At 48.2% G+C, this 12,317-nt stretch carries 13 protein-coding genes, 1 other RNA gene and 1 riboswitch; of the genes, 3 read left to right on the top strand and 11 right to left on the bottom strand.

Annotation, left to right across the window (positions count from 1 at the left end; all coding sequences use genetic code 11):
• Positions 1-137: 137 nt before the first annotated feature.
• Positions 138-239, bottom strand: a riboswitch (purine riboswitch).
• A 292-nt stretch (positions 240-531) separates the two neighbouring features.
• From NFR98_RS02240 to NFR98_RS02205, 8 genes are all read right to left on the bottom strand, one after another.
• Positions 532-2,052: a carboxypeptidase M32 gene (locus tag NFR98_RS02240; protein WP_251459580.1), complete on the bottom strand. Its 1,521-nt coding sequence runs from the start codon at positions 2,050-2,052 to the stop codon at positions 532-534.
• 81 nt (positions 2,053-2,133) lie between these two features.
• Positions 2,134-3,279: a THUMP domain-containing class I SAM-dependent RNA methyltransferase gene (locus NFR98_RS02235; protein ID WP_251459578.1), complete on the bottom strand. Its 1,146-nt coding sequence runs from the start codon at positions 3,277-3,279 to the stop codon at positions 2,134-2,136.
• 154 nt (positions 3,280-3,433) lie between these two features.
• Positions 3,434-3,825, bottom strand: an RNA gene (rnpB, locus tag NFR98_RS02230) — RNase P RNA component class B.
• 184 nt (positions 3,826-4,009) lie between these two features.
• A complete protein-coding gene (gene gpsB / locus NFR98_RS02225; protein ID WP_013859462.1) occupies positions 4,010-4,312 on the bottom strand; it encodes a cell division regulator GpsB in 303 nt (100 codons plus the stop codon).
• Between the two features lie 80 nt (positions 4,313-4,392).
• Entirely contained in the window at positions 4,393-4,944 is a 552-nt protein-coding gene (locus NFR98_RS02220; RefSeq protein ID WP_014098203.1) for an SLOG family protein, read from the bottom strand.
• Between the two features lie 69 nt (positions 4,945-5,013).
• A complete protein-coding gene (locus NFR98_RS02215; RefSeq protein ID WP_014098202.1) occupies positions 5,014-5,265 on the bottom strand; it encodes a CotD family spore coat protein in 252 nt (83 codons plus the stop codon).
• A gap of 343 nt (positions 5,266-5,608) precedes the next feature.
• Positions 5,609-6,907, bottom strand: a complete 1,299-nt coding sequence (locus NFR98_RS02210) for a ribonuclease H-like domain-containing protein (RefSeq protein WP_251459576.1) — start codon at positions 6,905-6,907, stop codon at positions 5,609-5,611.
• The gene (locus tag NFR98_RS02205; RefSeq protein WP_026683360.1) at positions 6,888-9,188 is read right to left on the bottom strand and encodes a DEAD/DEAH box helicase; all 2,301 of its coding nucleotides are present in this window, start codon (positions 9,186-9,188) and stop codon (positions 6,888-6,890) included. Before NFR98_RS02205 ends, NFR98_RS02210 begins: the two co-directional genes overlap by 20 nt.
• A gap of 150 nt (positions 9,189-9,338) precedes the next feature.
• Between NFR98_RS02205 and NFR98_RS02200 the strand changes: the two genes are divergently transcribed.
• Positions 9,339-9,782 (top strand): Hsp20/alpha crystallin family protein, encoded by a 444-nt coding sequence (locus NFR98_RS02200; protein ID WP_014098199.1) that lies wholly within the window; start codon positions 9,339-9,341, stop codon positions 9,780-9,782.
• A gap of 65 nt (positions 9,783-9,847) precedes the next feature.
• Here NFR98_RS02200 and NFR98_RS02195 read toward each other — a convergent pair whose 3' ends face one another.
• The 3 genes from NFR98_RS02195 to NFR98_RS02185 all read right to left on the bottom strand — a co-directional run bounded on the left by NFR98_RS02195 (position 9,848) and on the right by NFR98_RS02185 (position 11,083).
• Positions 9,848-10,342, bottom strand: coding sequence for a YppG family protein (locus NFR98_RS02195; RefSeq protein ID WP_251459574.1), 495 nt, complete (start codon positions 10,340-10,342; stop codon positions 9,848-9,850).
• Between the two features lie 71 nt (positions 10,343-10,413).
• On the bottom strand, positions 10,414-10,776 hold the full coding sequence (locus NFR98_RS02190) for a YppE family protein (RefSeq protein ID WP_046720846.1): 363 nt from the start codon (positions 10,774-10,776) through the stop codon (positions 10,414-10,416).
• 67 nt (positions 10,777-10,843) lie between these two features.
• Positions 10,844-11,083, bottom strand: a complete 240-nt coding sequence (locus NFR98_RS02185; protein ID WP_014098196.1) for a hypothetical protein — start codon at positions 11,081-11,083, stop codon at positions 10,844-10,846.
• 263 nt (positions 11,084-11,346) lie between these two features.
• Between NFR98_RS02185 and NFR98_RS02180 the strand changes: the two genes are divergently transcribed.
• Together NFR98_RS02180 and recU are read left to right on the top strand one after the other, a co-directional pair.
• Entirely contained in the window at positions 11,347-11,457 is a 111-nt protein-coding gene (locus tag NFR98_RS02180; RefSeq protein ID WP_014098195.1) for a hypothetical protein, read from the top strand.
• Positions 11,458-11,639: 182 nt separating this feature from the next.
• On the top strand, positions 11,640-12,245 hold the full coding sequence (gene recU, locus NFR98_RS02175; protein WP_046720848.1) for a Holliday junction resolvase RecU: 606 nt from the start codon (positions 11,640-11,642) through the stop codon (positions 12,243-12,245).
• The last annotated feature ends 72 nt before the right edge of the window (positions 12,246-12,317 follow it).

Here is a 12,317-nt window from a genome sequence, read left to right as displayed (position 1 = left end):
TTGCCTTCGCTGCATTGATCTTGATTGAAACATGCGGCCTTCAGAAAAAAAGCCCAAAGGCCGCTGCACCCACAAAAAATGGAGTAAGCAACGCCTTTGAGCTTTTTCATGTGCAAAAAGGAAAAGGAACATCCACAACGTTCCCATTGCCCACCCATAGTCAGGCCGTTTACGGCAGCCTGGTAGAAACTTGCGGGCCATATTCCCGCGATTATATGAGTGAATGCGTTCAGTTTTTATAATAAAAGTATAAGGGTATCTTTCCGGCATGTAAAGACGAAATTTCCGAACGGCGGATTTTCCGTCTTTCTTTTTGTTCGCGTTTGGCAAAATGCAGGCAACATCCGCCGAAAATTTTACAGAAAAGTCGGCGGGCAACATGGATAGAAAAACCGGAATATCCACCGTTTTTTCCATCGTTACAATTGCCTGTGTTAGGCTACGCACACCGGATCTGCAGCATACGCAGGTTTCCGGTTTTCTTTCTGAAACCGGCGGCTGCCGCACTGTTTGTTAGCCGAAAGTTCTATCTTAATCTTTGATCCGGTATACATCGGTATATTTTTCGGTTAAGTAATCAATCAAGTATTTCGGGTTGAGCGCTTCACCAGTGGCATCGCGCAAAATATCGGCAGGTTTTTTCAATTTGCCGAACCGGTGAACATGCGCCGTGAGCCATTCTCGGACCGGCTCCAGATTGCCCGATTCCACAAGCTTGTCAAAATCTGGAAGCGATTTTAACATCGCATGTTTGAACTGGGCGGCGTACATCAGGCCGAGCGCATAAGACGGAAAATAGCCGAAATCCCCGCCGGCCCAATGCACATCCTGGAGGACGCCTTCCCCGTCATGTGCCGGCCGGATGCCAAGATAGTCCTCATATTTCGCATTCCAGATTTCCGGGAGGTCCCCGATTTCGATTTCATCATTGAGGAGCGCTTTTTCAATTTCATACCGCACCATAATATGAAGCGGATACGTCAGCATATCGGCTTCAATCCGGATCAGGGATGGTTTCGCCTCGTTCACTGCACGGTAAAATGCTTCAAGCGGCACGTCATCAAACTGCCCGGATGCAAACTGTTTCAAAAGCGGATAATTTTTCTTCCAGAACGGAAAAGAACGGCCGATGATGTTTTCAAAAAACAGGGATTGTGATTCGTGTATCCCCATTGACGCGCCTTCTGCAAGCGGCGTACCCGACAGATCTTTTGAAATATGCTGCTCATACAAAGCGTGCCCGCCTTCATGCATGACACCGAACACATCGACGCGCCAGTCGTTTTCATTATAACGTGTCGTAATCCGCACATCCCCCTGGTTGATGCCGGTTGCAAACGGATGCACCGTTTCATCCAGCCGTCCCGCCTCAAAGTCAAAGCCCATTTGCTTTAGTATTTCAAGCGTAAACGCTTTTTGCTTTTCTTTCGGGAATGGGTGAAAAAGAAATGCCGTATCCGGTTTTTCTTCCGACATACTGATTTTCTGGACAAGCGGCACAATCGCATCTTTCACTTGTTCGAATACACGGTCGAGTACATCGACCGTCATGCCCGGTTCATACAGATCGAGCAGGGGATTATACGGATGGCCTTCATACCCCCAGTAGCGGACAAATTTCTTTTTGAATGCCACGATTTGTTCGAGATAAGGCTTGAACAAGGAGAAGTCTGCTTTTTCCTTTGCTTCTTCCCAAACATTTTCCGCTTTCGAGACGAGCACCGTATAAGCCTGGTATTCGTCAGGCGGGATTTTTTTGCTGCGTTCGTATGTTTTCCGGCATTCTTCCAATGTACCGGCTGTCCGTTCCGGCAATTGCTGCTTGTGCGGCAAAAGCTTCTCCAAAAATTCGGCCATTTCTTTTGAAGTTTGCATGTCAAAGACTTCACCCGATAAAATGCCGATCACTTCCGCGCGCTGCCCGACGCCTTTTTTCGGCGCGCCGGTCCGCAAATCCCAGTATATGAGGGCGAGCGCTTCTTCATAAGCTTTGATTTTTTTGACATATGTCAAAAAGTCCTGCTCCAGTTTTTCAATCGACTCTGTCCCCATCATCATGCCTCCCGTCAAATCACTTGCACGTCCATCTTATCATGTTTCACGCGGCGCACAAACGATAACCATTCGGCTTGCTTAGTTTTCTGTTTTCCGCGGCGGGCGCGGTCCCCAAAACTGGTACAGATCGGTTTTGATCGACCCGTTATAAAGCTTTCTCTTTTTCGTCGCTTTTTTGCCGTATGCGCGTTCAAACTGTTCGTCCGACGTCAAAATATAAACTGACCATGTGTCAAGCTTGGCAAATGCCCGGCCCATCTCCCGGTACATGTTTTCCACTTCCGTCCGTTCACCGATTCTCTCACCGTACGGCGGATTGCCCACAATCGTGCCGTATGCTTCCTGCGCCGTAAAATCGGCCACCTGCATCTGTTTAAACGTGACGATGCCGCCAAGTCCTGCCTCATTGGCATTTTGCCGTGCGATTTCAACCATCCCAGGGTCGATATCTGAACCGGCTATATCAAGCGGCTGGTCGTACCGGGCGAGATCTTCCGCTTCTTCGCGCGCTTTTTCAAAGACGGTCTCACTCATCCACGGCCATGTTTCGCATAAAAAATCGCGGTTAAAACCCGGTGCAATATTTTGCCCGATGAGCGCAGCTTCGATCGGAATCGTGCCGGAGCCGGAAAACGGATCGCGAAACGGCCGGTCCGGGTGCCAGTTTGTCAGCCGGATCAGCGCGGCGGCAAGCGTTTCTTTGATCGGCGCCGGCCCTTGCGCCGCGCGGTAGCCGCGTTTATGCAGCCCGGCCCCGCTTGTATCGATCGTAATCGTGGCCACGTCTTTCAATAACGCCACTTCAATTTTAAAAAGCGGGCCGTTTTCTTCAAACCAGCTCGTTCCTTTATAGCGGGACTTTAGCCGTTCAACGATTGCTTTTTTGACGATCCCCTGGCAGTCCGGGACACTGAATAGCTTTGACTTGACCGATTTTCCGGTGACGGGGAACTCGGCATCGCGCGGCAGAAAATCCTCCCAGGGAACCGCTTTTGTCCCTTCAAACAGTTCATCGAAAGTTTCCGCCTTAAATTCAGCGGCTTTGATTTTGACGCGGTCCGCGCACCTCAGCCAAAGATTGGCACGGGCAATCGCCGATTCATCCCCGGCAAATTCGATTTTCCCGTTTTCCACCGTACAGTCGTAGCCGAGTGCGCGCACTTCTTTTGCTACAAGCGCCTCGATCCCCATTGCGCTTGTCGCGATCAATTGAAAGTCAGACATTTTCCCACCATCTCTCGTCTAATATTTCTTATTGTATGGCATGCCGTACCAAATAACACGTTTTAAAAAATTATGTATAAAAAAGGCCGGGCGCCTGCTGTATATCAAAATACCGCAGCGCCGGCCCGATTCTTCCGATTCAGCCAGAATAACGTTCTGTAAGCCATGTTCTGTGCCTTTGTACTGCAAACGATGTGGCGTCATCTCGTACGAAGGCGGTAATCATCTATCTACAAGCAATACGCTTGTCTCTTTCCTCGTTCATTTCCTCAGAAAGAGTGCCTCTACCATGATTTGAGTTGCTCACTTGCGGGGTTTACCTCGTTCCACCTTTACGGTTTCCCGTAAAGCTTCGTCACTGTGGCACTTTCAAGGGTACTCCGCCATGCCGTTAAAGGTTTAGGCGTTTTCCCTGCCGTCAGCCTTGAATCAAGGCTGCCCTGGCTTATGAATTCGCCAGGCACAAACACTACGGGCATCTCAGCACCGTGCGAGCATGGACTTTCCTCAACAGCCGTTTTCAGGCTGCAGCGATTACCCGAACGTTATTCACAACGCTTATCTATTATATAAAAAGAAACCGGGACTTGCAAGCTGTAATTTTTAACGGATGTGTCAATTTCTTCCCCCTGCATTGCCATACCGGGTTCGGGCAAGCGATTGTCTGTTTTTTTTATGCCGCTTCCCCGTGCCCTTTTCTACAGAAAAATTTCACACATTTTTTAGCCGGCTATTCATTTAATTTGTTGCCGAAAACATGTTTTTCAAGATTGGACAGCCGTTTTAAAATATCGAAATTCGTTGTCCCGGTCATTTGCTGTACAGGCTGCCGTTTTGCTAGTTCTTCCGCCTGCTTTTTGAGCCGGAGGTTTTCCTGCTGGAGCTCCTCAATCGTCTGATTAAACGTTTCATAATCTTTTATGATCAGATCCAGAAATTTGTCTACTTCTTCCTGCCGGTAGCCTCTGACAGCCGTTTTAAACTCTTTTTCCAAAATGTCTTTCGCCGTCAATTTAATTTGATCCGATAACATGTTTGCACCACCTTACATCTCCCAGACATAATTTCATTTTTTCAAAAACCTTTTTATTTGTCAATTGTACCACAGCTTGCCTAAAAATCTGTCTGTTCTTCTTCTATTATTGCCTGTAAATCGTAAAAGTCAATGATGCGGATGTCATACGGGTGCGATTCGCTGAACTTTTTTGCAGCTTCGAACAAGTATTTCGGAGACCCTTCGCGTTCTTCGTCATACACAATCATCAGGCAGTCGCTTTTATGTAAGAAAATCCGGTTTTTATTGCGGAACTGCTGCGGGCTTTCGTACGGCCTTTTCGAGATGGCGGCAACAAAATCGGCCTGGGAAAGCACCATCTCGTAGTATGCTTTTTGTTCGTCTTTCCACTTTTCTTCCTGCCCTTCAAACGGCATTAACACAGCGAGTTTAAGTTCCGGGTATTCCGCTTGTAGATCAAAAACGGTTTCAGCAGCCCAAAGTTCGGTGCCCTGCTGCCCGGAAATGAGTACCCATTCGTACCCTTCATCGAGCAATTCCACTAACCGCCTTCTGATGGCCGTTTGAATATAGCGAATACCCGGGTGGTCCGTCCCGAATATCCCCAGTTCATACGGTTTATAACCTGTAATGGCGACAACTTTTCCCAATGCATTACGCTCCTCGTTTTTTGTTTTCCTAAAAGCAGGACGGCAAGGATTACCCTTGCCGTCCATTTGTCAGCAGCACTTCGGCCCGTGCGGTTTGACTGGATCAAAAAAGTTGCTGACCGTTCCCGGATCGGTTTGATTGACGTACGATTCCGTGTGCGGGAAGTAGTTTTGCTGATGAAATACATGGTGATTCACATGGGTTGTATGCGTCGGGAAAACATGCGGCACGATGACATCCTGGACGGTGTGCGTAACGCAGCATTTTGTCGGATGCACAACAGCCGGCATGATCCGCGGCGGGCAATGGTGGTGAAACATGTTCCGATCTCCTTTCATCATCAGACGTCTTTTTTCTTACACTACTAACCTATGACTTGGAAAGGGAACATGTACTAAGGAAAAAACCCAATTTGCCGTTTCTTCCAATCCTTGCCCCCATCCCCCCATGTAGCCCGGTGCATCGTTTTTCGACCTCTTTAACAATTCGTTTTGATCAAAAACCATTTTAACGGGACTTTTGGCGGGCTGCAATAAAAATGGCGGAAATCGACAAAGAGCGCGCATTTTTCTCTGATCCAAAAGAAACCGACAAATCCCAACAAGGGGCGTTTCAAAATCCCGGATTCCCCGTCGAATCATGCGCTTGCCCAGGAAATAGCGGTTAAAAACCGGTTCTTTTCCCGGACATTTCCTTGCTGACAGAGGATCTCGCCGGGATTTGGGCTTTCCGGTACAACCGTAAAAGGCGTTTTTCCGTTTCCAAATAGCATTTTTTCCATTTCCCTGAACCGAACTTGCCGTACTTTTGATAAATTTCCAGTCCCTTTTCGGCATAGTGGACGGCTTGCAAAAGGTCTTTTTTCTTGTGTTCATACAGTTTGGAAAGCTCAATGCACGCTTCGGCTCTGATCGTATCCGGCGCATTTTCGGCTAATTCAGCCCAAAGCATTCCGGCTTTCCTGTATGCTTTTTGTTTTTTATACTGGAAGGCCAGACGGTGTTTGGCAGCCAGATCATTTTCGCCCGCGGCCGCTTCAAAACTTTTCACGGCGGCATCATTTTCGCCGATATATTCAAACCATTTCCCAACAAGCCGTTTTTCCTTTGCCGTCTGGTTTGGGTCGGTCTCCAGAATTTGAAACGTAAGGTGAGTATACAAAGTAATGAGCGATAAAATGTCCTCTTCGTTATGGCGGATGACGCCAAGCAGGCCTTCCGGATTTTTGCGCTCAACGAAATCAAAATAAATCATTGGCGCCAAATATCCCGGAATATCCTCTTCGCGTTCCACTCCTAGAATTTCACGCTCTACATTCGCTAATTTCACGGACCCGAGTTCATCTTTCCACAGCCTTTTTGCCGCGTGGTACAAGTCAAAATGGCCAAATTCAGGCAGACGCGGGACGTGGTCGCGGATAAGCGTATGGCGCGTCTTTACCTGGGGCCAGTCAAACGCCTTCCCGTTATATGTAACGAGCGCAGTGTAATCGATATTTTCCAGGAAACTGTAGTAAAGCGGCACTTCAAGCCCCGGTTCCAGAAGAATATGCTGTTTTAAAATGACATTTTCTTCGGTAAAGGAAGCATATCCGAGCAAAAAAATCGTGTTGCCCGCCCCTCCCCCGAGGCCGGTCGTTTCGGTATCGAAAAAAAACAAATCAAACGGGCTGTAGCCTTTGGCGGATAAAGGGTGCCGGACCGGTTTTTGCTGCCACAGTTTGACGGCATCAAAATAGTCGCGAAAAGCATATTTGCCGTGCTTTGTTTCAAGCGGGTAACGGACTTCACGGATGAGGCAGTACTCGCCATCCAAATCATACAGCGAAGCGCCCGCCTTTTCCCACATTTCAAAGAAAGGAACAGAATCGGTCCGGGATGCTTCCACCCGTTCGGCAGGCTCAGGCTGGTCTCTCACGATATGGTTTTTCATCCGGTTTAATTTATCTTTTAATCCCGGCATGTTGCGCCCCTCCTTTGATCGCCCCGAGCCAGAAATCAAACAGCCGGACGGCGGCCTGCTTTGCGCCCGCGGCAGCCGTTTCTGCGCCCGTACAGGAAGGGCACCCGTCTTCGCAAGGGCAGTTTACAACCATCGCTCTTGCAGATTCCAAAATTTCCCTTGCCCCGCCATAGATTTTTTCGCTCAGGCCGATGCCGCCCGGATACCGGTCATACAAAAAGATTGTTGGCTTTTCGTCATGGATCGCTTTCACTTGGGGCACGGCCTGGATATCATGGGCGTCACACATGGCAAAAAGCGGCGCAATCGACTGGAGTGCGTGCGCAGCGCCGGTAAGCGCGCCTTCCAGCAAATGTTTGGGTACCGCGTCTTCCCCCATGGAAAACCAAACGGCATTCGTGTGCAGTTCCATTTCCGGAAGGTGGATCGGCCCCGAGCCAATGTTTTCATGCGTGTTAAATTTAATTTTTTTGAAAATCGTCGGCATCGCCCGGACCATCACATCCCCATAGCCGATAATGGCATCCTGCAAAACAGTCTTTCGGTCTTGTTCCAGCACTTTCAGCTCCACCGCCAGATTGGCATCCGTGTAATAATCAACAGCGACTTCACGGACAAATGCCTTTTTCTCTTCCCAGTCCAGCTTTTCAACCTGATACTGCACCGCCTGATGCAAATAAATCGCCTCTTCATGGAGCAATGTCATCGCGCTGAACTGGTCCATTTCACCGATCACGCGTACATCCGGCGCATGGGTCATATCGATAATGACGACATTTTCCTGCGACGCGGAACGAAGGCTGATATTGTGGGCCGGAAAAGCATCATTCATCCAGTACCAGGCATCCCCGCGCCGGTGGAGGATCCGTTCATCCGCTAAAAACTCGAGCACGTCCTCGATTTCAACGTCTCCAAACGTTTCCCCTTTTTTAAACGGTAGTTCGTATGCCGCGCATTTGACATGGTCGACTAAAATGACAAGATTATCGGGGTTGATGCGCGCCGTCTCTGGGGACCGGTTGAAAAAGAAGCCCGGATTGCGGATGATGTACTGGTCAAGCGGGCTTGAGCCGGCAACAAGGATGACGAGCGATTCCCCCTGCCTTCTTCCTGCGCGCCCGGCCTGCTGCCAGGCGCTCGCAATTGTGCCCGGATAGCCGGTCATAATACAGACTTGGAGCTGGCCGATATCGACACCGAGCTCGAGGGCGTTCGTGCTGACAATCCCGTATATGTCCCCATTTCTTAATCCCTGCTCAATTTTCCGCCGCTCCGTTGGAAGGTATCCTCCCCTGTAGCCCATGATCGACTTTTCCCCGAGTTCATCTTTTACGAGTTCCTGCAAGTATTTTAAGATGATTTCGACGCGCACACGACTTCTTGCAAAAACAATCGTCTGGATTTTGTTTTTCAAAAGTTCCCCTGCAATTTTCCGGACTTCAAGCGTGGCGCTTCTCCGGATGTTCAACGGCTTATTCACAAGCGGCGGGTTGTAAAAAAGAAAATGCTTCGTTCCACTTGGCGCGCCGTTTTGGTCAATCAGTTCCATTTTTTTGCCGGTTAGCTTTTCCGCCAGCTCTTTCGGGTTTTGGATCGTCGCGGACGTGCAAATAAAAACCGGATCGCTCCCGTAATAACGGCAAATCCGCTTTAATCTGCGCAACACATTGGCGACATGGCTGCCGAACACGCCGCGGTATATATGCAGTTCGTCGATCACCACGAATCTTAGATTTTCAAAAAACGACACCCATTTTGTATGGTGGGGCAAAATGGCGGAATGCAGCATATCCGGATTGGTAATGACGATATGGCCGGCTTTGCGAACGCGCTGCCGGATATTTGAAGGCGTGTCCCCGTCATATGTATAACTGTTTACCGGCACGCCGGCTTCTTCAATGATTTCGTTTATTTCACTTTTCTGGTCCTGCGCGAGCGCTTTTGTCGGAAACATATAGAGCGCGCGTGCATCCGGGTTTTGAAGGATGGTCTCGAGCACAGGCAGATTATAACAAAGCGTTTTGCCTGATGCAGTCGGGGTAACGGCCGTAAAATCTTTTCCTGCCATAGCAAGCTGATATGCCTCTGCCTGGTGGGTATACAATGACGAAATTCCTCTTTTTTCGAGTGCCGAAAGCACAGCCGGTGTGATGCTGCCAGGAAAAGGCACCGTTACAGCCGGCTTTCCTTCAATCGTATGCCAATGGACGATCCGTTCCTGGAAAGAACGGTCCATCTGCAACTGCTCCAATATTTCCTGCAAATTCTTTTTTCTGAACATCTTTCTTCACCCCGCTATCTATTATATCGAATAGACGTTCGTTTTTAAAGCATTCTTTCACATTTCCCGTTTGGTTTTCATATTATACAGCGAAAGAGTGCTGTGCAACCATTTCATTTTTTTCATCATTAACAAGAAAGGAGCCTGCCGATGTCCAATTTATCCGGCCCGGATGAAAAGCATCCTTTTTACGGGCTGATGCAAGCGATGGACCAATTTTTTCAGGAAAAACCGGTCAAACATTTTTTTGAGAATCTCGATGAATTTTTTTCTTTTGATACGATCCCGGTCCGCCTTGAAGAAAAAGATGAAGCTTATGTACTGACAGCCAAACTGCCCGGGTATGAAAAAGGCCAGATTGAGATTGAAGTTTATGATCAATATCTCACCATTAGCGCCAGGCATGAGGAAGCCGTTTCAAGTTTGGATGAAACGAAAAAAGCTTACGAAAAGAAAAGCGCATTCCGCCGGATAAGCCGGACTGTGCCCCTGCCGCCCCTGGTGGACGGGGATCAGATTCAGGCAAAATTTGAAAACGGGCTGCTTGTGATTTTGATGCCGAAAGGAAAGAAAAAAAAGCTGAGGATTGAATAAGAGGCCGGGAGCGTCCCGGTTTTTTCCGTTTTTTGTCCCTTTTTTAAGCAAAACGGCCCGGAAGCCTATTTTGTAAACAGGCCCCCGAGCCCTTTGACCATCGATGATACTTGATTAATCGCATTGATCATCTGTCCGGCAGTATTGACCATTTTATTAAAATCAATGGAGCCATCCTGGGATTTGAAGGAATTCAAAAAAGATCCCCCCATTTGCGGCGGCTTTGGTGGAACAGGCTGATGCGGGTACGGATGGCCGAACCCTGCCGCACCGTGTTGGGTATTTGACTTTTCAGCTGCCTCGAGCGGGTTCCCAAACAAATGCATGGCCGCTTCTTCCCCGGCATGCTGGCCGTTTTGTCCGTGCATATGCCAGGCCTGACCGTACCCGCCCGGATGCTGGCCGTACGGATACGGCGCTGGGGGGTATCCATAAACATGCGGGGAATGCTGCCCGGGATATGGAAATTGCGGGTAATACGGACCGGCCCCCGGCATTACAGGATACCGACCTATGCTTCTTGTGCGCCGGCTGCTGTAAGGATCTTGAAAAACGCGCATTGCCATCGCCTCCTGCCTGCTTCACCAATAATGTATGTGGCATCTGGCAATTGGTGATATGTCCATATCGCTTACGATTTCTCCAATGCTTCCTGCAAGCTTTGGAGAATATATTTCACCGACTGAAAATAATCGAGCATCATTTTGCGGCTCGATGACGGGTAAAAAGCACGCACCGCAACCATTTGCAAATTTTCGGCCGTATGTTCAAGCTGGGATGGAAAAAGATGCGCCGGCCTCCGGGCTTCCACCCATGCTTTTGCGGCCGGGAGCCACCTGTCAATGGCATCCTGCAACGTATCGCAAAAAGGCTTGACTTCGCTGAAAAAATCCTTTTCCACCCCTGTTTCCTTTACTTCCTGGTACAGGTCGTAAAGCTCAAGCGTGTACGCAATCAGCTGCTCGTTTAACGCTTGTAATTGCCCTTCTTCCATTTCTGTTCACCCTTCTAACCGGATATTCTCCCTTCGCCGGGTTTTTTTACGGGAGACTTCTTTCATTTTAGGAAGTTTTTTTGTTTTCATCAATCCGCAAGCTTTCCGCCCTGTATGTTTTTCTGAATGCTTCCGCCCTTTTTTCCAAATGATCCAGCTTCATTTCTGCTTTTTTCAAATGGTACCACTGCTTTATCGACTGCTTTCTTGCTTCCTTCTCCGCCTTATGCCGGATCTCTGTCCCAATATTTTCGAGTGCCTCTTCCATTTTTTCCAGCCCGTTTAAAAATGCGGCTTTCGGTATCATTTGTTTTCCCCCTTGAATTTCATCATGCCTATTCATTCTCTGCCAGGCGGCCCGGTCCCTTCATGCCTGACAAAACTAGAAGCAATTCGGCAAAGAAAACGGGTTTCTTCATTTTGCGTTTTCTTTCGACAGCGTGCCTCCATTTTGGGCGCATTTTTCCCGGCTGCGCCAACTTTCGTGCCGGCATGTATGCAAAAGGCGGAACTGCAAACAATAAATATGCCGGAAAATCCGGTGACACCAATTTCAGGAGGTGGGTTTCCATGAAAACGAATGACAACAAAGCACAACAACAGAAAAAAGCACGGGAACAGAAAGGGTCTTTGGCAAAAGGAGATAAGAAGCTGAACGGCCCTGACCGCCCTTCCACCTAATGAAAGCAAAAAGCAAGGAAATGTTTCCTTGCTTTTTGTTTTGCCTGTTTTTAGCGAAAAAAACCGGGCAGGCCGGTTCCTTGTCCCCCGCCGGCGCAAAAGGGGCCGAAAGACTGTTTTTTTTATTACATATTCTTTGTCTGTTCTGCTATGATATAATTTAGCTTATGAGGTGAGGGAACATGGAATTGCGTTATCCAAACGGAAAAAAGTATAAAGGGAAAAAAAACAAAGCCGGACGGAAAAATGCGAACCAAATTTTATACGGCAACCGTGGGATGACACTGGAAGAGGATCTGAATGAAACCAATGCTTATTATTTGCAGGAAGGCATTGCCGTTATCCATAAAAAACCGACCCCGATCCAGATTGTCCAGGTCGATTATCAGTCACGGAGCACAGCCGTCATTAAAGAAGCCTATTTTAAACAGCCGTCCACAACCGATTACAACGGGGTGATGAACGGTAAATATATAGACTTTGAAGCAAAGGAAACGCAAAACCATACTTCTTTTCCGCTTCATAACTTCCATGAGCATCAAATCAGCCATATGAAACAGGTGGTGGCGCAAGGCGGAATTTGCTTTGTCATTCTCCGTTTTGCGAGGGAAGAAGAAATTTTTTTGCTGGAATCCCGCCATTTATTTTTTTATTGGGATAGAATGCTTGCCGGAGGGAGAAAATCGATAAAAAAAGAAGAAATTGAAGAAAACGGGCACCCTATACCGGTTGGATACCGGCCGAGAATTGATTACATCGCCGTTTTAAAACAATTGTATGCTTTATAGTTGTTGCCCGGCCGGATGATTGACGGATCCGGCAACAATATGTTTTGAATCTAAATCGGCTTTTTCAGATTT

Origin of the sequence: Weizmannia agrestimuris (assembly GCF_943193165.1) — a bacterium.
GTDB lineage: Bacteria > Bacillota > Bacilli > Bacillales > Bacillaceae_C > Weizmannia > Weizmannia faecalis.
This window is presented reverse-complemented; position numbering and strand designations above follow the sequence as displayed.

Coding starts and splice junctions, on each gene's coding strand:
- NFR98_RS02240 (WP_251459580.1), bottom strand. CDS start 2,052: ATGGGGACAGAGTCGATTGAAAAACTGGAGCAGGACTTTTTGACATAT.
- NFR98_RS02235 (WP_251459578.1), bottom strand. CDS start 3,279: ATGTCTGACTTTCAATTGATCGCGACAAGCGCAATGGGGATCGAGGCG.
- gpsB (WP_013859462.1), bottom strand. CDS start 4,312: ATGTTATCGGATCAAATTAAATTGACGGCGAAAGACATTTTGGAAAAA.
- NFR98_RS02215 (WP_014098202.1), bottom strand. CDS start 5,265: ATGTTTCACCACCATTGCCCGCCGCGGATCATGCCGGCTGTTGTGCAT.
- NFR98_RS02210 (WP_251459576.1), bottom strand. CDS start 6,907: ATGCCGGGATTAAAAGATAAATTAAACCGGATGAAAAACCATATCGTG.
- NFR98_RS02205 (WP_026683360.1), bottom strand. CDS start 9,188: ATGTTCAGAAAAAAGAATTTGCAGGAAATATTGGAGCAGTTGCAGATG.
- NFR98_RS02200 (WP_014098199.1), top strand. CDS start 9,339: ATGTCCAATTTATCCGGCCCGGATGAAAAGCATCCTTTTTACGGGCTG.
- NFR98_RS02195 (WP_251459574.1), bottom strand. CDS start 10,342: ATGCGCGTTTTTCAAGATCCTTACAGCAGCCGGCGCACAAGAAGCATA.
- NFR98_RS02190 (WP_046720846.1), bottom strand. CDS start 10,776: ATGGAAGAAGGGCAATTACAAGCGTTAAACGAGCAGCTGATTGCGTAC.
- NFR98_RS02185 (WP_014098196.1), bottom strand. CDS start 11,083: ATGATACCGAAAGCCGCATTTTTAAACGGGCTGGAAAAAATGGAAGAG.
- NFR98_RS02180 (WP_014098195.1), top strand. CDS start 11,347: ATGAAAACGAATGACAACAAAGCACAACAACAGAAAAAAGCACGGGAA.
- recU (WP_046720848.1), top strand. CDS start 11,640: ATGGAATTGCGTTATCCAAACGGAAAAAAGTATAAAGGGAAAAAAAAC.